General features: G+C 61.3%; 11 protein-coding genes. 5 read left to right on the top strand and 6 right to left on the bottom strand.

Annotated features, from left to right (window positions below; all coding sequences use genetic code 11):
• The first annotated feature begins 112 nt into the window (after nt 1-112).
• Together G9Q84_RS11330 and G9Q84_RS11325 are read left to right on the top strand one after the other, a co-directional pair.
• Nucleotides 113-1,153 (top strand): WD40/YVTN/BNR-like repeat-containing protein, encoded by a 1,041-nt coding sequence (locus G9Q84_RS11330; protein ID WP_242461431.1) that lies wholly within the window; start codon nt 113-115, stop codon nt 1,151-1,153.
• 15 nt (nt 1,154-1,168) lie between these two features.
• Nucleotides 1,169-3,544: an efflux RND transporter permease subunit gene (locus G9Q84_RS11325; RefSeq protein WP_032886494.1), complete on the top strand. Its 2,376-nt coding sequence runs from the start codon at nt 1,169-1,171 to the stop codon at nt 3,542-3,544.
• A 50-nt stretch (nt 3,545-3,594) separates the two neighbouring features.
• Here the strand turns inward: G9Q84_RS11325 and G9Q84_RS11320 are convergent, their stop codons facing one another.
• Nucleotides 3,595-8,487, bottom strand: a complete 4,893-nt coding sequence (locus G9Q84_RS11320; RefSeq protein ID WP_181643323.1) for a dermonecrotic toxin domain-containing protein — start codon at nt 8,485-8,487, stop codon at nt 3,595-3,597.
• A gap of 114 nt (nt 8,488-8,601) precedes the next feature.
• Nucleotides 8,602-13,224 carry a dermonecrotic toxin domain-containing protein gene (locus tag G9Q84_RS11315; RefSeq protein WP_181643322.1) on the bottom strand — a complete coding sequence of 1,541 codons (4,623 nt, stop codon included), beginning with the start codon at nt 13,222-13,224 and terminating at the stop codon, nt 8,602-8,604.
• A 208-nt stretch (nt 13,225-13,432) separates the two neighbouring features.
• Here G9Q84_RS11315 and G9Q84_RS11310 point away from each other — a divergent pair, with 208 nt between their 5' ends.
• The 3 genes from G9Q84_RS11310 (at nt 13,433) to G9Q84_RS11300 (ending at nt 15,221) form a co-directional block, all read left to right on the top strand.
• Nucleotides 13,433-13,723, top strand: a complete 291-nt coding sequence (locus tag G9Q84_RS11310; RefSeq protein WP_181643321.1) for a DUF5629 family protein — start codon at nt 13,433-13,435, stop codon at nt 13,721-13,723.
• Nucleotides 13,710-14,885, top strand: a complete 1,176-nt coding sequence (locus tag G9Q84_RS11305) for a lactonase family protein (protein ID WP_032887222.1) — start codon at nt 13,710-13,712, stop codon at nt 14,883-14,885. The genes G9Q84_RS11310 and G9Q84_RS11305 overlap by 14 nt, the downstream gene beginning before the upstream one ends.
• Nucleotides 14,886-15,041: 156 nt before the next feature.
• The gene (locus G9Q84_RS11300; RefSeq protein WP_032887221.1) at nt 15,042-15,221 is read left to right on the top strand and encodes a hypothetical protein; all 180 of its coding nucleotides are present in this window, start codon (nt 15,042-15,044) and stop codon (nt 15,219-15,221) included.
• Nucleotides 15,222-15,254: 33 nt separating this feature from the next.
• Here G9Q84_RS11300 and G9Q84_RS11295 read toward each other — a convergent pair whose 3' ends face one another.
• From G9Q84_RS11295 to G9Q84_RS11280, 4 genes are all read right to left on the bottom strand, one after another.
• Complete coding sequence (locus G9Q84_RS11295) at nt 15,255-15,848, bottom strand: glutathione S-transferase (RefSeq protein ID WP_032887219.1); 594 nt, start codon at nt 15,846-15,848, stop codon at nt 15,255-15,257.
• Nucleotides 15,845-19,483, bottom strand: a complete 3,639-nt coding sequence (locus G9Q84_RS11290) for an AAA family ATPase (RefSeq protein WP_181643320.1) — start codon at nt 19,481-19,483, stop codon at nt 15,845-15,847. The genes G9Q84_RS11295 and G9Q84_RS11290 overlap by 4 nt, the downstream gene beginning before the upstream one ends.
• Nucleotides 19,480-20,721: an exonuclease SbcCD subunit D C-terminal domain-containing protein gene (locus tag G9Q84_RS11285; RefSeq protein ID WP_181643319.1), complete on the bottom strand. Its 1,242-nt coding sequence runs from the start codon at nt 20,719-20,721 to the stop codon at nt 19,480-19,482. The genes G9Q84_RS11290 and G9Q84_RS11285 overlap by 4 nt, the downstream gene beginning before the upstream one ends.
• A 168-nt stretch (nt 20,722-20,889) precedes the next feature.
• Entirely contained in the window at nt 20,890-21,426 is a 537-nt protein-coding gene (locus G9Q84_RS11280; RefSeq protein WP_181643318.1) for a hypothetical protein, read from the bottom strand.
• Between the last annotated feature and the right edge of the window lie 31 nt (nt 21,427-21,457).

Here is a 21,457-nt window from a genome sequence, read left to right as displayed (position 1 = left end):
CCGATAGGATGGCCCCTGCTTCCTTCAGGCGCTCTAGATTGCAGGTTTCAGAGCCCGGGAAGGCAAGACCTAACAATAATAAATGGGAGAAAGGTCTATGAGTGAGCCTGTCATGGGTTGGGTTGTTTGCCGCCCACGCGCCGCACGCAGGGTTGCGTTGCTGGCCACAGCGCTCTCGTTGCTGGCCGGTGCTGCGTTGACGACACCGGTGCTGGCAGCCAGCGATACCCCCGCAACGCCAGCGTTTGCGATTGAGTCCCCCAAGGCCGCCAAAGGCCTGATGATCGACGTGGTGCATGCCGGCAAGCGCCTGGTAGCCGTCGGTGATCGCGGGCATATCCTCTATTCCGATGACCAGGGCTCTACCTGGACCCAAGCCAAAGTCCCCACCCGCCAATTGCTCACGGCAGTGTTTTTCGTCGACGACAAACATGGCTGGGCGGTAGGCCACGATGCGCAAATTCTCGCCAGCACCGACGGCGGCGCCACCTGGGCCCAGCAATACCAGGACCTCAAGCGCGAAGCGCCGCTGCTCGATGTGTGGTTCAAAGACGCCAATCACGGCCTGGCCGTCGGCGCTTACGGTGCATTGATCGAAACCACCGATGGCGGCAAGAGCTGGAACGACGTCAGTGACCGCCTCGACAACGAAGACCAGTTCCACCTCAACGCCATCGCCCAGATCAAGGATGCCGGCCTGTTTATTGTCGGCGAGCAGGGCAGCATGTTCCGCTCCAGTGACGACGGGCAGACCTGGGAAAAACTCGAAGGCCCTTATGAAGGTTCGCTGTTCGGTGTAATCAGCACCGCGCAACCGCAAACCCTGCTGGCCTTCGGCCTGCGCGGCAATCTGTACCGTTCCACCGATTTCGGCAGCACCTGGGAGCAGGTTGAGTTGAACGCCACCCGTGGCGCCTTGGAGTTTGGTTTGTCGGGCGCGACCTTGCTGGATGACGGCGCAATCGTGGTGGTCGGCAACGGTGGCAGCGTGGTGGTCAGCCACGACGATGGTCAGACCTTCAGCGTGTTCAACCGCTCTGACCGTATTTCACTGTCGTCGGTGACGGCGGCGGGCAATGGCAACTTGATTCTGGCCGGGCAGGGTGGCGTTCGCGTATCGACGCCGACTGGCGCTGAGCTCGTAAAACAATAAGAAGGCGGGGACAGAATGAGCAGTCATCACAACGATAAAGCGACCTTTCTTGAGCGCCTGATTTTCAACAATCGCCCGGCAGTGATCGTCATCTGCCTGCTGGTGAGCGTGTTCCTGTTCTGGCAGGCGACGCTGATTCGCCCGTCCACCAGCTTTGAAAAGATGATCCCCCTCAAGCACCCCTTCATCGAAAAGATGATGGAACACCGCAACGACTTGGCCAACCTGGGCAACACCGTGCGCATCTCGGTGGAGGCCAAGGACGGTGACATCTTCACGAAGGAGTACATGGAGACCCTGAGGCAGATCAACGACGAGGTGTTCTACATCTCCGGCGTCGACCGCTCGGGCCTCAAGTCGCTGTGGAGTCCTAGCGTGCGCTGGACCGAAGTGACCGAAGAGGGGTTCGCCGGCGGTGAGGTGATCCCCCAAAGCTACAACGGCTCGGCGCAAAGCCTCGATCAACTGCGCAATAACGTACTCAAGTCCGGCCAGGTCGGGCGCTTGGTCGCCAACGATTTCAAGTCGAGCATCGTGGATATCCCGCTGCTGGAGTCCTATCCGGACCCGCAGGATCAGGGCAAGTTGCTGGCCCTGGACTATCGCAAGTTCTCCCATGAACTCGAAGACAAGATCCGCGACAAGTTCGAAGCCCAGAACCCCAACGTCAAGATCCACATCGTGGGCTTTGCCAAGAAGGTCGGCGACCTGATCGACGGCCTGGTAATGGTGGTGCTGTTCTTCGGCATCGCATTCGTCATCACCCTGATTCTGCTGCTGTGGTTCACCAACTGCCTGCGCAGCACCATCGCGGTGTTGAGCACCACCTTGGTTGCGGTGGTCTGGCAACTGGGGTTGATGCACTTCTTCGGCTTCGGGCTGGACCCGTATTCGATGCTGGTGCCGTTCCTGATTTTCGCCATCGGTATTTCCCATGGCGTGCAGAAGATCAACGGTATCGCCCTGCAATCCAGCGAGGCCGACAACGCGTTGACGGCTGCACGGCGGACCTTTCGTCAACTGTTCCTGCCGGGGATGATCGCGATCCTGGCGGATGCGGTCGGGTTCATTACGCTGTTGATCATCGACATCGGCGTGATTCGTGAGTTGGCCATCGGCGCGTCCATCGGCGTGGCGGTGATCGTGTTCACCAACTTGATCCTGCTGCCGGTGGCGATTTCCTATGTCGGCATCAGCAAGCGCGCCATCGCCAAGAGCAAGAAAGACGCAAACCGCGAGCATCCGTTCTGGCGCCTGCTGTCCAAATTCGCCAGCGCCAAAGTCGCGCCAGTGTCGGTCTTGCTAGCCCTGGTCGCCTTTGGCGGCGGCCTCTGGTACAGCCAGAACCTCAAGATCGGCGACTTGGACCAAGGTGCACCGGAGCTGCGCCCGGACTCGCGCTACAACAAAGACAACAACTTCATCATCAGCAATTACTCCACCAGCTCCGACGTGCTGGTGGTAATGGTCAAGACCAAGGCCGAAGGCTGCTCGCGGTATGAAGCCATGGCGCCCATCGATCAGTTGATGTGGAAGATGCAGAACACCGAGGGCGTGCAGTCGGCGATCTCGCTGGTGACCGTGTCCAAGCAGATGATTAAAGGCATGAACGAGGGCAACCTGAAATGGGAAACCCTGTCGCGTAACCCGGACGTGCTGAACAACTCCATTGCCCGCGCCGACGGCCTGTACAACAACAACTGCTCACTGGCGCCGGTGCTGGTGTTCCTCAACGACCACAAGGCCGAAACCCTCGACCGCGCCGTGCATGCGGTGCAGGACTTCGCCAAGGAAAACAACAAGGACGGCCTGGAGTTCATCCTCGCCGCCGGTAACGCCGGGATCGAAGCTGCCACCAACGAGGTCATCAAGGAGTCGGAACTGACCATCCTGATCCTGGTGTACCTGTGCGTGGCGACCATGTGCATGATCACCTTCCGCTCGTGGGCCGCGACCCTGTGCATCGTGCTGCCACTGGTGCTCACCTCGGTACTGGGCAATGCGCTGATGGCGTTCATGGGCATCGGCGTCAAGGTCGCGACCTTGCCGGTGGTGGCGTTGGGCGTGGGGATTGGCGTGGACTACGGCATCTACATCTACAGCCGCCTGGAAAGTTTCCTGCGTGCCGGGTTGCCGTTGCAGGAAGCCTATTACCAGACGCTCAAATCCACCGGTAAAGCCGTGCTGTTTACCGGCCTGTGCCTGGCCATCGGCGTGTGCACCTGGATCTTCTCGGCCATCAAGTTCCAGGCCGACATGGGCCTGATGCTCACCTTCATGCTGCTGTGGAACATGTTCGGTGCACTGTGGCTGCTGCCGGCACTGGCGCGCTTCCTGATCAAACCCGAGAAGCTGGCGGGTCAGAAGGGCAATTCGCTGTTTGCCCACTGAGCCCAAGGCGGTACACAACGTCCGGCGTCAGCGACGCCGGACGTTGAGGGTCAATTGATGGTTGGCGCGATAGCCAGGAAGAGCTGGTCCTGGGGCGGCGCGATCAATACGTACAGGATTCTTTCCACCGGGTCGGCCCCAGCCGCCTGCTCAGTGCGCAATTTCGACTGGACATGTTCCTTGAGCAAATCCTTTTGCGTGTATTTGCGCTGGCTTGCCAGTTTCAAGTGGGCTCGCGTGTAGCGCTCAGGCGGTGCGTCGGCGGTGGCGTAGTGAAAGTGGGCATACCACAGCACACTGGGCGGCTTTTGCGCTTTGTCGTACACCGCGTATTCGGTGAAGAAATCCCCACTGAGGGTTGGCCGCTGCGGGTCTGCCAGGCTGGTCAGGTTGATATCGATCTCCTTGTGCCGCCAGAGGTAATCGAGGCTTTCCAGGGTTGGCCACTGGCGTTTGTAGGCGTCGCTGCACAGTCGTGTGGCCATGCGCTGCATGTCCCTGGCGTTGGCGCGGTAGCGATCGATGGCGTCCTGCGCCCTGGGCTGGTCGCTGTGATCCCGTGCGATTTCATCCGCAAGTGCGTTGAGTCTATCGGCCTGTCCGGTGAGCAACTCATCCCAGTCGGCCGGGTTGACGTCTTGCCGGGTGAGGGCGGACTCCAGCTTCTTCTGTTGGGCACTGATCAGACGTTCGATCTCGGGGCGTTGCCGCAGCACTTTCTCGCCCTGGTCTTTGAGCATTGCCAGGGTAGAGGCCGGCGCCGCCGGTTCGGGGGCGGCCATGGGTTGCTGGGGCGTTTCCACCCAACTGCCGGCATCATCCGCGTCGAAGGTGGTCAGGGGTTCACCGGTCAGGCTATTGGTAATGGTGAGTCGTTCGCGAGGGTGTAGACCATCGACAGGTTTCAGCTCGCCGATCCAGTACGTGCGCGTACGGGTTTTGAAGATACGTTTGGCCGGCTCTTTCGGCCTGAGCAACGTGGCGGCGGATGCTTCGACCTCCAGTGCTTCCTGGCTGCGCACCACACTTTCCAGCTCGTTTTCAGCCAGCGTCCGCGCCCGACTCAGCCCGGCCAGCAGGCGTTCGGCCACGGGGTGTAAGCGTTGCGGATTGATGAACGTGAGCGCCTCGATGGCCTGCTCGTAGCTGCGGTACTTGTCCAGGATTGTGCCGTACAGCAATCGTTGCTCATCCAGCGGATAACCGCTGCTGCTGCGCACTTCGGTATGTGACAGCAAGGCCTGGCCCAGGCTCGAATTGTTTAGATGGTCGATGTACAGCGCCTCCAGCGGCGACGCCTCCAGCGCCGACAATTTCACGACCACCCACGAGAGCGGGATCAGCGCATGCATCTCCAGGTTCTGCGCAAAAAAGTGCTGGAACGTCGTAATTTTGGACAACGCTTGCGTGCGCAACACACGTCCGGCCACGGAGTCCTGTTCCAGCAACTCAAGGGTGGTTTCCATCTCGCGCGAGCGGGCCGCCATGCGTTGAACGACGTCCGCCAGTTCAATCGAGCGGGTCACATGTTCGTTATACGCCCAGGGACGACCTTCGCGCAGTTCCTCGCGCATCCGGCTGGCCAGGTGGCTCATGGGCTCGCCACGCTCAGTGAACATAAAGGTGTCGGCCCATTTCTGCAGGTGGAAATGCGTGCGCATTTGCTCGTCCCAAAGCGTTTTGAGCGTGATGGCCTGGTCCTGCACATGGGGGCCGGCACCCGCGTATTTCTGCAGGTCCTGACCTACCTTGTACAGCTCGATGCGCTTTGGCAGTACCTTGGCGTAACTCTGCTCGAGTTTATCCAGGACCACCTCATAGTCGGTGCGCGCCTTCGAATAGTTGGCCATCGCCTCCTGATGCTTTGCTTCGATCGCGGGTTTCAGCACATCGAGGGCGTTTTGCAGCAGGTTCCACAGCTTCTTTAAGGTAATCGCATGTTTGTTCAGGGCGTCGCGGTTATTGTTAAGGCGGGTCAACCAATCTCTGAACTCGGCCATGTCCGGGGAAATCTGCGCATTGAGCGTGTCCATGCGGTCCTTCAATTGCACCGCCTGGCGACGATTCTCCTCGCGCAGCGTTGCCAGGCGCTTGGGCCCACCGCCCGCCAGCTTGAGCCCGCGGTCTAGGGTCCAGTGGCCCTTGCCATCGGTGCGCAGCTTGATGCCGGGGTGGTCGGGTTTGTTCGGGTCAATGATGAATATGTCGTCCACGTCCGGGGTAATGTTGACGCGAAACAGCAGGCCGCCCACCGTGGCGTGCCAGCGCTGGCCGATCTTGAACAACCCGCGATAAGGGCCGAGCGCGACGGGGTCCGGGGCGTGTTCAGGCCAGGGCACATTGACCTCCAGCAGTTTCCTTAACAAACGCGCCGAGGCACTGTCGCTGGCCAGGGAGCGGTCGATATCCAACAGGGTGCGGCCGCCGCCGGGCGGTTCGGCAGGCAAGCCGACGATGCCCCGTCGCACCACGGCCGGGGTTGAGATGGCCTGGCCCTGCGGGTGTTGCAATGGCAACCGTGGGACCTCCGCTTGCGCAGGAGGCTGTGCTACGTGGTCGCGTATCCCCAGGTGAATCAGAACCATGCTGGTGTTGAGCAGCAGGTCGACCCACGCCAGTTCACGGGCAATCGGGTCTTTGCTTTCCAGGGCTGGTACGTCCTGCTTGAGGCTCAGGGCCAACTGCATGAACCAGCCCACCGCCGCCAAGGGCCCACGCACCAGCATCAGCAAGGTGTTGAAGCCCAGTTGCACGCCTTCGAGAATCAGCGCCCAGCGGCTTTCGGCGTTGGAGGTCGAATCACGGTCGGCTTGCTCCTGCAGTTGCCGCGCTTCGCACTCGTACAGGTAGTCCATCAGTTGGTTGTTGCCCAGCGCCTGGAGGATTTGATCGCTGCTTTCATCACTCGGCGGGGCCAGCGTCGCGGGGCGTGGAATGGGCGGCAAGGGGTCGAACTCGGAACCTATGCCGCTGACACGCACGTAATGGGGTTCCCGGAACCCGCCGTTGCTGTACACCGCTCTGGCAGGGTCTTCCATCCAGGCCAGGACGCTGTCCTGCAGCTCGCCGGGTTCGGCGATGGCGGCCAGCAGACTGGCGCGGTCGGTGAATTCCAACAGCGAATCCCGATATGCCGGGCGATACAACAAGCGCGGGCCTGGCTGCCCGTTGCGCGGCTCGATGATGAACATATTCTGCACCCCATCCGCCTTGGCGCCGGGCTTGCGTTGAAAGGCGAGCACACGCATGACCACTTCATCCATGCCCGCCCAGCGCTCGGTACTGTGGGTGCCCAGCACTGCTTCGACATAGCGCAGCCCTCGCGACGTAAGCCCGGCCTGGCCTTTGATCTTGTATTCCAGGGCCTGGGTTTTCAGGTCGATGGGACGCTGCACAAGGAACAGCCGCTTGCGCTCTTGCGCCTGGGCGTCCTCGCCGAGCAGTGACTGGTGAAGGTAAGCCGGGTAGTTGCGCCCGACATCGATGCGCTGCACCAGCGCGAGCAGGTACTCCGGGGTCAGGCTGCTGTCGACCGGCTGGCCATCCGCATGGCGCACCGTCATGCGGCCGGCAGGTTTACCTGAAAGGTTCTTGAGCGCCAGGTCGACCAGGCTCATTGACACGCGGTCGATGTAGCCACTTTGCAGGGTGCCCACCGGCACTTCGAAGGTCAGTTGCAGTGCGCCGGCCCGGTAGGCGCCCTGGGCAAGTTCCTTGCAGCTGCGTTCGCCGTGTTCGGTGGCGTTGCGGTCCAGGCACAGTTGGTGATCCAGATGGCTGGCGGCATAGCTGCGAATATCCTCGAGATCATCGAGGTAGTGTTTGCCTTGATTCAGACGCCGAAGGCTGGCCTGTTCGAGCAGGCACTGAGAAAACGCGAAACGATCGGCCGCCGAGGCGTTTTGCAGCCAGCCGGGCAGGGCCGCCTCGATCGCCGGCGCGGGATGGCTGGCGATGGCGGGGGAGTCGGTGAACAGGCTCGCCAGGTCGGTGATTGCCGCAAACTGCTGTTCCAACGCCTTGACGCTGGTGCCCGCAGGCAGGCGCAGACTGGCCAGGTTCTCCAGTTGCCGATCCAATACCAGCGCCGCCTGCACTTCGAAAATATCGCCATCGGGCTCGTACAGGCGCCAAGTGATGGTGTCGGCCATCCTCTCTGCCTGCATGCGTTTGCCCCATGCCTCGCCGAATGCATCCAGGCTGGCGTAGGAATCGATCCGGCCGGACAAACCACACAGCAGCACGCGCGTGCCGCTGACCACTAGAATATCGCTGGCCTGCTGCGTCAGTGATGTGCTGCCTTGTACAAGCTGGGTTTCCAGGGTGTAGGCGTGGATCGCATTGGCAGGCCATGGCTGCTCGGTCCTGGTTTCTCGGCTGGGATAGTCGGCCAGGGTGCTCAGTATCTGCAGTTGCTGGGTGTCGTCCCCCGATTGACGGACGGCGCTGGCCCTGAATGCGCCGCGCAGCACTTCGGCCAACCATTGCCAGCGACTGACGCCGGTATCGCTGTCCTGTTCCCAATACGCGGCCAGCGCCTCTTGGGCCCCGATAAACAGGATCAAGGGCAGTTCCCGTATCGCGTTTTCGAAGACGTTCAGGTCGTAGCTGCGCTCGCCATCGGCCTGAAACGTGAGTCGGCTGCCGGTGGCGTCGCTCAGGTAGGCGTCCAACCCGTAACTCAATGAAAGGTCGGGAAAATGGCCGTTGGCAAGGAATTGCAGCGCCACATCCAGCAGCGGCCGCAGTGCCCGGCCGCCCCCCTCACGGGGGAGCGCCATGTACAGATCCGAAGGGGCGATGGACAGGGGCGGGTAGTGTTCTTTCAGGGTGCGGGCCAGCATTTCTGCAACTACCGACCGCAGGGCGGGGCGCGTTGAAAACTGCCCCTTTATCACGGTTTTCAGCAGGTTTTCCGCCGGGATCGGCGTGACGATTGGCATGAAAGGTATTCCTTTACGTTGGATAAGCGAATGCCCGCCTAACCTAACGCCAACGCCACGCCTGATGCGGTAGCCCGATAGTGCACACGTGCGCGAACGGCTCGGGCCGGTTTATTACGGGAACGATAAGAACCAGCGCTGCGCCAGCGCCTTGCCAATCAAGCCTCGGTGTACGTCGACCACTGCCTGCGGGCCCTGCGCCTTGGCGAGCAACGAGTAATAGCTTTGCTTGCGCTGTTCGCGGGTTTTCACGTGCGCGGCGGTGTAGTCGGCCCCTGCGGTGTCTGCGGTGGGGTAGTGAAAATGCGCATACCACACCGGGTAGCCTTTGGGATCATTGATCGCGTACTCCTGGATGAAGTCCTGGCGCTCCCCCTTCAATCGGGTCCGCCCGCCCAACTTGGCCACGTTGACCTGGCGCTGATTGAGCAGGTATTCCAGATTGCCGTGGGTGGGCGGCAGTTCCAGGCTCAGTTGGTGCCGCAATGTCTGGCCCAAGGCACTCAAGCGTTCACCGGCCTTACGCATGTCGCTGGCCAGTGCCTGGTCAGCGGTGGTCCTGGCACTCTCGGGCTGAGCGGCGATGGCCTGGTCCAACTCGGTGGCGAGTTTGTCATAGCGAGCCGCTTCGTAATCCAGGACCTCCTGGACCTCCTGGGGGTGCCTGCTGCTTTTTTTGTAATGCTCGGCCCTGCGCAGATGATCATCCAGCATGGCCAGCAACTTGCGGGCTTCACCCTTGACCTGGCTCAGGCTGCGCGGTGGGACGGGCGCCTGGGGCGGCGTCTGCACCACATACTCGACCCATACATCGCCCTGCTGTGAATAGCTCTCGACCACTTGCCGGGTGTTCTCGTTGCGTACTTCGACCACTTCAACGTTGTGCACCCGCTGCACGTCGCCGATCAGCGTGCCCCTGCGCCGGGTCTTGATTACCCGTTTTGCCGATGTGGCCGCCGGGGCCTGAGCCGGCACGGGCCTGGGCGGCTGGTTGCTGGTGTGTGCAATCGGTCTGACCTCCCTGGACAGACGTTGTGTTACCTCGTCGTAGAGCCCGCGGACCAGGTTCAGCAACCGGCCGCTGAACGTCGCATCCAGGCCCTCGACGTCGACAATTTCCAACCCGAGCAACCCATCCAGCGCACGGCCGTAATGCTCCACCAGACTTTCCAACACACTCAGCCGATCACTGGCCGACAGCACCAGGCCGTTGAGTTCGGCGTGGGTGCGTACCTGCTGCTGCAGCGGGCTGACAATGTTATCCATCGCTTTGAACAGCGGGTGCCCGAAATCCTTCACGCTCAGGTATTTCAAGGTGCGCAGTTGCAAGTCCTTGATGGACAGCGCGCTGATCTCGTTCACCCGATTGGCAGTCATCTCGTTGAATCGTTTGGCGCCGCTGGAGCCCATTGACTGCATGTGTTCAAGGTGGCGCGCCTGGCGTTCAAGCCAGCGGATACTGCGCTCGTTGATGTCTGCCAGCTGGGACGTGAACTGGCGATAGCGGTTGCGTTCAAGCACGACTGCCACATTGAAACCGGGACCTTCACGCCGGAACTGCGGGTGGGCGCGGTACAGGTCTTCTCTGTCGAGCTCGGCAATGGCCACATGTTTACGGGCATTGAGAACGGCGTCGTGCAACAGGTCCAGGGTTTTTGTCAGCGATAAGGGAACATTCAATGCTTCACGCTCCTTGAGGCTGTCCAGGATCTGCTGCTGGTGCTGGCTTTGTTTCTCAAGGGCGGCATCGTACTGCTGACGCGCCTCTGCCAGTGGCTTGCCGCTTAAACCGGTCTGCCGGGCTTCTGCCTTGTCGACCTCGGGCTGAGTTTGCAAGTAGGCCTGAAGGTCATCCTCCAATGCCTTGACGCGGTTGGCCTTGCGCTCGCGCTCGGCAGCGATGCGCTTTGGCGGCATGCCACCGCGCAGGCGCAGCCGGGAGTCCACTGACCAGATGCCCTGGCCGTCGTCGCGCAGGTAAGGGCCAGGCCGTTGGGCATCGGTGGGGTCGGTAATTCGCACGCTACCATCGTCCTCCAGGTTGACGCGGAACAGGTCGCTGTCGACCTGCGCATGCCAGCGGTTATCGATGAGGTACAAGCCCTTGCGGGGGCCATTCAAGACCGGCTGTGGCAGGTCACCCGGCATCGGCACCTTGAGTGACGCGAGGTTGGCGCGCTGGCTGGGCGTAAGGCGATAACGGGCCTGGGCGTAGCTGAAATCCACGGCGGTGTGCAAGCCTTGTGGCTGCACGCCGGGCAATGCAACGGTGCCTTGGCGAATCCGTGCAGGTGCGGGCGCCGGCCATGTCTGCGGGCGTCGCTGCGGCACGCGTAGCGCCACGGCTGGGGGCGGGGCAGTGGGTGCCAGCGGGGATTCCAGCAGCAGTGTTGCGACAGTGAGCAACAGGTCGATCGCGCCTTGCTCGCGAGACGTGGCGGATGAACTGTCGAGCAACTGAATGTCCTGGCTGAGGCTGCTGTACAGCGCCAACAACCATCCCACTATCATTGACGGGCCTGACAAAAGTGGTTGCAGCAAGCTGCCGAACAACAAACTCCCGCCCTCCATCAGCACCTGCCAGCGACTTTCACTGTTGGACGTGGACTCGCGCTCGGCCTGTTCAATCAAGGCCCGGCTGTGGTCGCTGAACAGGTAAGTCATCAGCCGCCCGGTGACCAGGCACTGGTGCAGTTCGTCGTTGGCGCCGTCGCTGGCGAATGTCGCCGGTGGCGGCGTGCGGCGCGGCGCGAACTCATCGCCCTGGCCAAAACGCAGATAATGGGGCTCCTGAAAACCGCCGTGGTCGTAAATCGGTCGGGCGGTATCGGATAACCAGGTCAGGACACTGGTTTGCAATTCACCCGGTTGCGCAATGGCCTGGAACAGCGCCGCCCGGCTGGAGAACTCCTGCAATGCCTGGGCATACAAGGGCCGGTAAAGCAGATGCGGGCCGCGTTCACTGTCCTGGAACTCGATCAAGTACATGGCGCTGACCTTGTCGGCCTTTGCGCCGGGGCTGCGCAAAAAGGACAGGTGACGGATCACCACCGGCTTGCCGTCGACCTTCTGTTCAGCGCTGCTCCCTTGCATCAACGCCGCCACCATACGGGCGCCTTGTGGCGTGATGCCGGCTTCGCCCTTGAGGCTCAGTTCCAGCGCCAGCAAGCACAGTTGCATCGGCTGCTGAGCGGCGAACAGTGTTTCCCGCTCCCGCTCCCGCGCCTGAGGCGTGTCGCTCAACAGCGCTTGCTTGAGCAACTCGGGGTAGTGCTTGCCGATGTCGACGCGCTTGATCAATCCGTCGCCGCCAATCACCGTTTCGCGGGTCAACCAGGCCGGTAACGGTGAGCCCTGGCGATGGGCGATGGACAACTCGCCGCTGGGCAGGCCTGCCAGGTTCTTGAGCGCCAGTTCCGTCAGGCTCATGTGGACACGTTCGACAATACCCACGGTGCCAGGGTAGCCCGCGGCAACGACGAACGTCAGTTGCAGGTCATCAGGGTGCAGGGCCACTTGCCCGGTGGTGTCACCGGCAGCGCTCGCCTCATGGTCAAGTGCTTGCTGCAGGGCATGCACGGTATAGGTGTGGATATCGTCGATGCCGGTGAGAAAAGAGCGCCCACCCGCCCGCTGTTTCGCGGTGGCCAGGGCCAGGCTGTATTGCCGGTATCGCTCGCGGTATCCGGGGGGCGCATCGCGCAAGGCATCCGGCAACCGAGCGCGCACGGCATCCAGGGTGCGGACGGCGCCGTCTTGCGCATCCAGGAAAAACTCGCCGGGGTCGGTGAGCCGCAGGTACAGCCCCTGCAGGGTTTCCTGGCGTTGTTCCAGGGGCAGTTTCAGAGCGGCCAGGCGTTCCATTTGCAGGTTAAACAGCGTCGTGGCCTGGTAATCAAAGATCGAGCCCTCGGGCTCGTAACGATTGCAGGTGATCGTCTCTGCCTCGTACTGGGCTGCGGCGCGCTCGCCCCAAGCAAGGGTGAAGGCATCCATGGACGAGAACGCCTCGACACGCCCGCCGGGGGAACACAGCACCGGCGCCTTGCCGTTGATGGCACGCGTCAGTAGCAACTGCTCTGACAACACGCGCGTGGTTTGGCCTGCGTTATCCAGTTGTGTCTCCAGGCTGTAGGCGTATACCGCGTGCTCACCATATCGCGCGATCCGCTGTTCGCGGTCCGGGGTGCCAATGAGTTGGTCAAGGGTCTGCCGCACGTCCGCATCCAGGTCGGTCAGACGCAAGGCGCTGGCTTGCAGGGTGGTCATGAGCATGTCGCTGAGCCAACGCCAGCGGCTGCCGCCCGTGCCCGAGGGCTCATTCCAGTAATGGGCCAATGCGTCCTGTGCGGCAATGGGCAGTGTCGAACACAGATCCTGGATCAGCGATTGGACCACCGTCATCTCCAGCTTTTCGCGGGTCAGGCCCGGCAGTTTCAGACGTTTGGGCGGTACGTCCGAGAGGTAGTGATCGATACCGTACGCCTCACCGAGATCCAATGGCCCGATACCGGCGAGGTAATTGAAGATGACGTCCATCAATGGCTGAAACGTCCAGCCCTTAGTCGCTTGCGGGATTGCCAGGTGCGTAAGCGCCAGATCAATGCTCAACGAGGGGTAGCGTTCGCGCAGGGCGTTGCCGAGCAGGGTCTGGACCAAGGGCATGAGGCTCGGGCGGGTGGCGAACTGGCGGCTGACGGCCTGGACGGTTAGGGGAGGAGACGATAACGGTTGCATAGGGATGAAAATCCTTTTCGTGCGGATGCGGGCTTCAATCGCAGTGGCCGGGGTGCTGGTCGGTGGGCCATGCGCCACGGATGTGGACCAAGAATGGCAAGTCGGCGCACGCGCTGGCGGTATCCGGATATCGTTGGGCAACGCGATGGGGGAAGGGCGTGAGGAATTGGCTTATCATCACGCTCTTTTCTTTGCGTGAACGATCCCGATGACTGCCGCTAGCCTCCTTACTGAACTTGCCAACACCGATATGCTCGAAGTCGATGGGTTGCACGCCTTTGATTTCACCCTCGACGATCAGGCGCTGGTGATCACCTGCATCGACGGACGCGCTGAAAAGCGCTGGTCTTTCAGCGTGGCGCAAGTACAGGCCGCGACCTTTGATGAAACGTTGCAAAGCTGGACCCTCACCGGTGACTCGGGCGAGCACCGTCTCTTGTGCATGAGTGCTTTCACCGGCAACAATAACGACGAGGAAGACGAGCATGATGATGCGTAAATTCTGGCCCCTGTTGATGGCGGGCAGTGTCGGTGCGATGTCGGTACAGGCCGCGCCGGCCGAGACCTATGAACTGTTGGTAGGCAGCTACACCGCCGGCAGCAGCGAAGGGATTTACCGCCTGCAATTCGACAGCCGCACAGGCCGGTTTCAGGGCCAGCCGGTGTTGGCGGCCAAGGCGGACAATCCGTCGTGGCTGACCCTTTCCAAGGACCAGACCCATCTGTTCGTGGTCAATGAAAATGGCCCAGGCCAGAAAGACCCGGTCGGCCGCGTGAGCAGCTATCGCATCGACCCGAAGAATCAGCAACTGACCCTGATCAACCAGGTGCAGAGCCTGGGTAATGAGCCGACTCACTCCAGCATTGCGGCCGATGGACGTTACTTGTTTGTCGCCAACTATTCCGTGAAGGAGGATCCGGGCGGCAGCCTGGCGGTGCTGCCGGTGGATGCCGAGGGCAAGCTGTCGGCACCGGTGCAGTTGAGCGGACACCCCGCCAGCCGGGTCAACCCTGAGCGTCAGGCTTCCAACCATGTGCACTCGGTGGTGTCGGCGCCGGATGGCAAGTACGTGTTCGTGCAGGACCTGGGGGCAGATAAAGTGTTTGCTTACCGCTATGACCCCAAGGCCAACCACGAGCAACCACTGACGCCGGCTTCCCCGGCCTCGGTGCAACTGCCTCCGGGCAGCGGGCCGCGTCACTTGCTGTTCAGCGCCGATGGCAAGCACGCCTGGCTGACGACCGAAATGAGCGCCCAGGTCGCGGTGTTTGACTACCACGACGGCACACTTACGCAGACCCAGTTGGTGGATTTCGCCGCCGGGCAACCGGTGTCGGACAAGGCCGGCGCAGCGTTGCACGCATCCAGCGACGGCAAATTCCTGTACCTGAGCAACCGCGGCACGGCCAATCAGCTGCTGGTGTTCAGCATCGACCCGGCGACTGGGCACCTCAAGGAGCTGCAGCGCCGTTCCGTAGAAGGCGACCATCCGCGCGAATTCAGCCTGGACCCGAGCGGCAGGTTCCTACTGTTCGCCAACCAGAAAAGCAATGAAATCGTGGTCGTCGAACGCGACCCCAAGACCGGCCTGCTGGGTAAAACCGTGCAGAAATTGCCGATCGATGCGCCCAGCGACCTCAAGTTCCTGGTGCGTCAATAAGCCACAGGCCCCGCAGTGCGGGGCCTGAGCCTTTGTATTAATTGCATTAATAGCGGCTAATGTTTCAAAGCATTTCTAAGGTTTAACCCTCGGGCGTAAGTTGGGTTCCAAGGCCTTCCCAGGCCACCCCACCAAACGAATACAAGGGCTACCGACATGAACTTCAATCTCTTCTCGATCATCGCCGCTTCCGCCGTCTCCGCCACCGTTGCCTTGCCTGCCGCCGCCAGCGTGGAAGTCAGCGGCAAACAGTCCGGCACCACCGCGTACACCCAGAAATACCTGCAACAAAGTGCCAACTTCTATGCGGCGCTGGATCACAAAACCCAGCACTGAGCGACAGGTGCGTGAGATCTGATGTGGTAGGGCTCAGGATTTGGCCATCACCGCGATAAACAACGGTGATTCCAGAAAGCGTTGCAGCCAGGCCTGAAGCCGGTGATACGGCGTCCCTGCAAACCATTCCCGATCCACATGGGCAAACTGGCGCACAAACGGCGCCAGTGCCACATCGGCAAGGCTCAGGTGATCGGCCAGCAAGTAATCTCGCTGCGCCAGCAATCCTTCCAGCTTTTGCAAGAACACCTCACCCTCGGCCCGATAATGTTCCATCGGCTGCTCGGGGTAGCGTTCGGGGTACTTGTATCGATTCAAGTGCTGTTTGAACCCCAGATCATTCTCGGCGATCAGTGCCAGCGTGGCCGGGTTGCCCTGTAGCAACCAATCGTCAGGATCGTGCTGCGCCAGGGCCCATTGCATGATCGCCAGGCTCTCGTCGATGACCACGCCATCCACCACCAGCACCGGCACCGTACCCTTGGGCGACAGCGCCAGCATCTCGGCCGGCTTGGCCTTGAGGCTCACCTCGACAATACGCATCGACACCCCCGAGTAGCGCAGCGCCAGACGAGCGCGCATGGCGTACGGGCAGCGCCGAAACGAATACAGCAACACTTCGCTCACTTGACCTCCAGCGTGCTCAAACCATTGCCCTGGCGCATGACCTGGATCTGCACCGGGATGCGCTCGTGCATTTCCTGTACGTGGGAAATCACCGCCACCTTGCGACCTTGGGCCTGCAAACCGTCCAGTGCATCCATCGCCAATTGCAATGACTCGGGGTCCAGGCTGCCGAAACCTTCGTCGATAAACAGCGACTCGATCTTCAATGTGCTCGACGCCATCGATGCCAGGCCCAGGGCCAATGCCAGCGACACCAGGAACGTCTCGCCGCCGGACAACGAGTGCACCGAGCGAAGTTCATCACCCATTTCCGTGTCCATCACCAGCAACCCCAACATGCTGCCGCCGCGCTTGAGGCGATAGCGGCGCACCAGTTGGCGCAATTGCACGTTGGCGTGATGCACCAGCAGGTCGAGGTTGTAAGCCTGGGCGAGCTTGCGGAATTTGTCGCCGCTGGCCGAGCCGATCAGCGATTCGAGACGTGCCCAACGCTGCCATTCCTCATAGGCGTTGGCGGTGGTCAGCGCCAGCGCCGCGTTGGCTTCTTGGCGCCGCTGGTCTTCGGACTGGCGCGCGCGTAATTCAGCGACCTGTTTTTCGCCCTCGGCCAATTGCTGGTTGAGGGCGGCGAGGGTGCTGTCCAGTTGTTCGGCGTCGAGGTTGCCGTTGTGCAGGGCCTGGTGCTCGGCAAGGCGTTGTTCGCGCTCCAGCAGCAACACCTTGGCTTGTTCGACGGCCTTTTCGCTGGCCTGCAGATGCTGGCGCAGGGCGTTGACCTGAGCGTCGTCGAAGGCCAGCAGGCGGGTGAGGCCAGTGTCGTCGAGTTCCGGGTGCTGGGCACGCCACTCAGCCAGGCGCGTATCAAGGGCCTGTTGCTCGGCATGCAACGCTTGCGCACGCTCCTGTTGAGCCTTGAGATCGGCCGCCAGTTGGATCAGTTCGTTGTGCAGGACCTGCAACTGTTGGTTGGCGTCGGTTTCGCTCTGGCGCGATTGCACCACGGCCTGTTCCAGTTGCTGCTGCCACTGTTCGGCGCTGGCGTGCACGCCCAGCAAGGTGCCGAGAGTTTCCTGGGCGGCCTGTTGTTGCGCTGCCAACTCGCTGACTTGTTGGTTCAATGTCTCGAGCTGCGCCAGACGATGTTGCTGATGGGTGTGCTCTTTCTCGATGGCCTGCTGGCGTTCCTGCTGCTCGACCAGCTCATCGCGTTGTTGGCCCAGTTGTTCAAGGCGCTGACTGACCTGCTGGTCGAGCAGCATAAAGGTCGCGGCCGGTTCGCTGCGCAAGCCTTCAAGGGTCTCGGCCGGCAACAGGCTGGCGAAGGCGTGTAGTTCTTCTTCAAGACGCTCGCGGTCGTTGGACAGTTCGCGCTGCTGATCCAGCATCAATTGGCGGGCCTGCTGGCTCGCATCCTGAGCGATTTGCAGTTGCTGCTGCAGGCGTCCGGCATTTTGTTGCAAGTTGAGCAGGGCGCTCTGGCGTTGCTCGTCCTGGGTGGTGCGTTCGGTCAGTTGGCTCAGTTGCTGGGTCAACCAACTGCTTCGCTTGGCCACGTCCTGGTTGAACAGCGAGGCGGACAATGGGTGCGCCTCAAGGCTGGGTGTGAGGCCCTGCTGCTGGTTTGCCAACTGCTCCTGCTGGTGCAGGAATTCCTTTTGCTGGGCGATCAAACCGCCCACTTCACCACGCAGTTCGTTGAGTTTTTCCTTGAGGGTATCGACGGTTTTCTGCGCGCTGGCCTCTTCGTTTTCATCATGGCGGCCGAGACTGTGCAGCAACGCTTCGGGCTGATGATACGGGTGCTCATGGCTGCCGCACACCGGGCACGGCTGGTCATCCTGCAACTGTGCGCGCAGTTCCTCGACGCTGGCACTGCGCGCCAGGCGCTGGCGTTCCAGCAGGTGTTTGGTCACCGTCAGGGTCTGTTCGGCCACGGCCAGTTCGGCCTTGGTTTGCAGGCCTGTCTGGTTCAACTGCTCCCGTTTCTGCGCGGCATCGGCGAGCTTTTGCGTGAGCGCAGCCGCTTGCTGGTCCAACTGCTGCTGGCTGTCCCACAGGCGTATCAGGTCTTCGAAGGCACGTTGTTGTTTGCGGTTGTCGTGCAACAGACTGGCCAGCAACTGCACCTGTTCGGCCACGGCGTGGGGTTCGGCGCCGGCTTCTTGATAGAGCAGGTCGAGGGCTTCGCGTTGCTGGGAAAATTTCTCTGCGGCCGTGGTGGCGCGCTGTTCCAGTTGAGGCAGTTCGGCCTGGCCTTTTTTCAGGCGGTTGCCGATCAGCATCAGCTGTTGCAGGCGGTCACGGTAGGCGTTCCAGGCATCGCTCAGAGGGGCGAGGGCGGCATTGCGCTCAAGTTCGGCCGACAAGCGCTGCAGCCGCTCGGCGACGTGGGTGTGTTTGTCTTGCAGGCCCTTGAGCAGGGCGTGGCCTTCGGTGCAGGCGTGTTCCTGCTGCTGTTTTTCCTCGGCGCGCTTGCTCAAATCCCGAGTCAAGTGAGCCAGGGTGCTTTGTGCTTCAAAGGCCTGGCGCAATAGCGGGACAGCGTCTGCCTGGTTTTTCAAGGCCTGGGCCAGGGCCGTTTGCGCGTTCGATTGTTGCTGTTGGGCTTGTTGCTGACGGCTATGCAGGGCGTTTTGCTGCTCGATATGCTGCTGAATCTGCACGGCCAATGGCTGAAGCAACGTCTCGAGTTCACTCAAACGTGCGAAATGATGGCGTTGCGGTGCCAATTGCTCCAGGCGATTGAGGTCCTGGCGCTCTGAGCCCTGGTTAGCCCAATCTGTCTCTGCGCGTTGCAACTGCTCGGTGGCAGCGCGTTGGCGATCCTGCCACTCACGCAACTCCTTAAGCCAGGTGTGCTGCAACTCCAGTTGCTTGAGCTGGGCCTGCTGGGCCTTGAGCTGTTGCTGGGCGTCGGCCAGTTGCTGATCCAGTTCGGCGCGTGCTTCAGCGGCCAGGGGCACCACGCCGGTGGCCTGGTCCTGCAACTGTTTGTGCGCGTCCTTGGCCTCCTTGGCCTTTTCGAAGGCGCGACGGCCGAGTTGGGTGTACAACGCGGTATCGGTGAGCTTTTCCAGCAGTTCGCTGCGCTCGTTGTCGTTGGCCTTGAGAAACGCGCTGAACTCACTTTGCGCCAGCAGCACGGCGCGGGTGAACTGCTCGAAATTCAGGCCCAGGGCCAGTTCCAGCTGGGTCTTGTATTCGGTTTTCTGGCTGGCCAGCAGTTGGTCGCTGTCCAGGTCAATCAGGCTTTGACGGCTGTTTTGCAGTTTGCCACTGGCTTTGTCGCGGGCACGATTGGCTTCCCAGCGCGCGCGATAGCGACGGCCGCTGACACCGACAAAATCCACTTCGGCATAACCGCCGCCGGTGCCGCGACGGATCAGAGTGCGCGGGTCGCCGATGGAAATATCGCTGTCGGCATCCGGCATTTTCGCCTGGCCGGTATCGCCCAGCCGTGGCACGGCGCCGAATAGCGCCAGGCACAGCGCATCGAGCAGGGTACTTTTACCGGCGCCGGTAGGCCCGGTGATTGCGAACAAACCCGCGCTGGCCAGGGGCTCGGCGGTAAAGTCGATCTCGAATGGGCCGGCCAGGGAGGCGAGGTTCTTCAGGCGGATGGCGAGAATTTTCATGGCTGTTCCTCCTGCTGTTGCACTTCCTGGAGCAGCACGGCGAAGTCCTTCAAGGTCTGTTCATCCACGTCGCTGCCGTAGCTGTCCTGCCAGGCGCGGCTGAACAGCTCTTGCGGCGTGAGTTGGTCGAGTTCGATCAAGCGTTCTTCGTCAGTGGCATCGCTGCCGCGTTTGCCTGCGTATTCGGCGGCGATGCGCACCAGGCGCACGGCCTTGCCTTGCAGGGCGCTTTCGATTTGCTGGCGCAGGTCAGGCTGCGGCTCGTCAAGGCGCACACGTACTTCGAGCCAGGGGTGGCGCTGGGTTTCGGCGAGCAGGTCGACATCGGGCAAGTCCGCCAACGCTCTGAGGATGTCGGCCAGGGGCGCGGCCTCCAGCCGTTGCAGGTTGACCGAGCGCGGTATCAGGAGCGGTTCGACGCTGACCAGTCGTTCGCCCTGGAACGTCACGTCGAGAATCTGGTGTTTGTAGCCGATCTCGGAAAACGACAGCGGGATCGGCGAGCCACTGTAGCGAATGCGTTCTTCGCCGTTCACCTTTTGCGGCTTGTGCAAGTGGCCGAGGGCAACATAGCCGACACTTTTGTCGAACAGGTTGGCGGGCAGCGCCTCGGCATTGCCGATGATCAGGCTGCGCTCGGAGTCTTCCGACACTGAACCACCGGCCATATGGGCGTGGCTGATGGCAATCAGCGCCTGGCCTCTTTTGCGTTTGGCGTTGGCGGCGGCGATCAACCATTCATGTACCTGGCCGATACCGCGCAGGTAGTCGTCACCCAGGTGCGCGCCGGTCACTTCCGCCGGGCGCAAGAAGGGCAATGCCAGGCACCACGCGGCGATCTTGCCTTTGGCATCCGGCAGTGGAATCAGCAGGCGTTCGGCGTCCAATTGGCCGTCATCGAGCCACAGCACGCGCCCGAGAGCATGGGCGCGCAAACGGCGCATCAACGGTGCAGGCAACTCGATGCGCGAACCGGAATCGTGGTTGCCGGCGATCATCACAATGGTCAGCTTGGGGTTTTGCTCGTGGGCGCTGATGATGAAGTCATACAGCCGCTCCTGTGCCTTGAGCGGCGGGTTGACCGTGTCGAAGATATCGCCGGCGATCAGCAGCACATCGGGATGTTGGGCGCCGATCTGGCGCAGCAGCCATTCCAGGAAACAAGCGTGTTCGTAGTCGCGTTCCTGGCCGTGGAGGTTTTGGCCAAGGTGCCAGTCGGAGGTGTGGAACAAACGCAAGGCGAACTCCGTGAAAAAAATAGAAAAGTGAATGGCCGCCGTATACAGAGAATGGCGGTGAAAAGGAGGGGAGTTTACCTTACAGAGCAGTGAACCTACTCAGCCAACGACGCAACTTTGTCGACTGAGTGAGGTGTCTGGCGGGGGGGGGGCAGCTTGCTGGCTGGCTTACGCCGGAGTGAAGGGGGAAAACGGCAAACTTTCATTCAGGACATCCTTGCCTGTTCGCGTTCCTACAATGTATTGCGCGGGAATCGCCGTCAGGAAGGTGGCCTCTCGGGTATGTACCGGATGACAAAGCGCGATAATCGTTGCCGTCTCATAGGTGTTGCTGTTGTGAATGATGCAGTATTTGCGGGTGGTTCCGACGTTCGACAACGGTATCTGTCGTTCTCGATCGCCCTTGTTGGTCAGTTCCCACGCCATGAGCTCACGGTCGGGGATTGAAATCTTGTAGAAATAGCTTTTCGCGAATGCGCCCTCCTGCGTTTGAGCGGTGGCCACCAGCCCGCCAGGGGTTTGTTCGCGCCACGTCATGCCCACGTCATGGCATGAAAGGCGCATGTTTCCTTTCATGAATTGTTGAGCGAGATATAGACGTGCCTGGTTGCCGTTCATGGTTGGGATAGGCGGTTTTGCGGTGAACCCTTGTTTACGAATCACGCTGTCCGCTGGGTTGCGGTCGTCACCTCGGTAAAAGTCCATCCAATAAATCCTCTGATTTCAAGCGCACGGC

The sequence above is a fragment of the Pseudomonas sivasensis genome, assembly GCF_013778505.1.
GTDB lineage: Bacteria > Pseudomonadota > Gammaproteobacteria > Pseudomonadales > Pseudomonadaceae > Aquipseudomonas > Aquipseudomonas sivasensis.
This window is presented reverse-complemented; position numbering and strand designations above follow the sequence as displayed.

What these genes read in the sequence shown, in the direction of transcription:
- G9Q84_RS11330 (WP_242461431.1), top strand. Translation starts at nt 113, where the DNA reads ATGGGTTGGGTTGTTTGCCGCCCACGCGCCGCACGCAGGGTTGCGTTG.
- G9Q84_RS11325 (WP_032886494.1), top strand. Translation starts at nt 1,169, where the DNA reads ATGAGCAGTCATCACAACGATAAAGCGACCTTTCTTGAGCGCCTGATT.
- G9Q84_RS11320 (WP_181643323.1), bottom strand. Translation starts at nt 8,487, where the DNA reads ATGCCAATCGTCACGCCGATCCCGGCGGAAAACCTGCTGAAAACCGTG.
- G9Q84_RS11315 (WP_181643322.1), bottom strand. Translation starts at nt 13,224, where the DNA reads ATGCAACCGTTATCGTCTCCTCCCCTAACCGTCCAGGCCGTCAGCCGC.
- G9Q84_RS11310 (WP_181643321.1), top strand. Translation starts at nt 13,433, where the DNA reads ATGACTGCCGCTAGCCTCCTTACTGAACTTGCCAACACCGATATGCTC.
- G9Q84_RS11305 (WP_032887222.1), top strand. Translation starts at nt 13,710, where the DNA reads ATGATGATGCGTAAATTCTGGCCCCTGTTGATGGCGGGCAGTGTCGGT.
- G9Q84_RS11300 (WP_032887221.1), top strand. Translation starts at nt 15,042, where the DNA reads ATGAACTTCAATCTCTTCTCGATCATCGCCGCTTCCGCCGTCTCCGCC.
- G9Q84_RS11290 (WP_181643320.1), bottom strand. Translation starts at nt 19,483, where the DNA reads ATGAAAATTCTCGCCATCCGCCTGAAGAACCTCGCCTCCCTGGCCGGC.
- G9Q84_RS11280 (WP_181643318.1), bottom strand. Translation starts at nt 21,426, where the DNA reads ATGGACTTTTACCGAGGTGACGACCGCAACCCAGCGGACAGCGTGATT.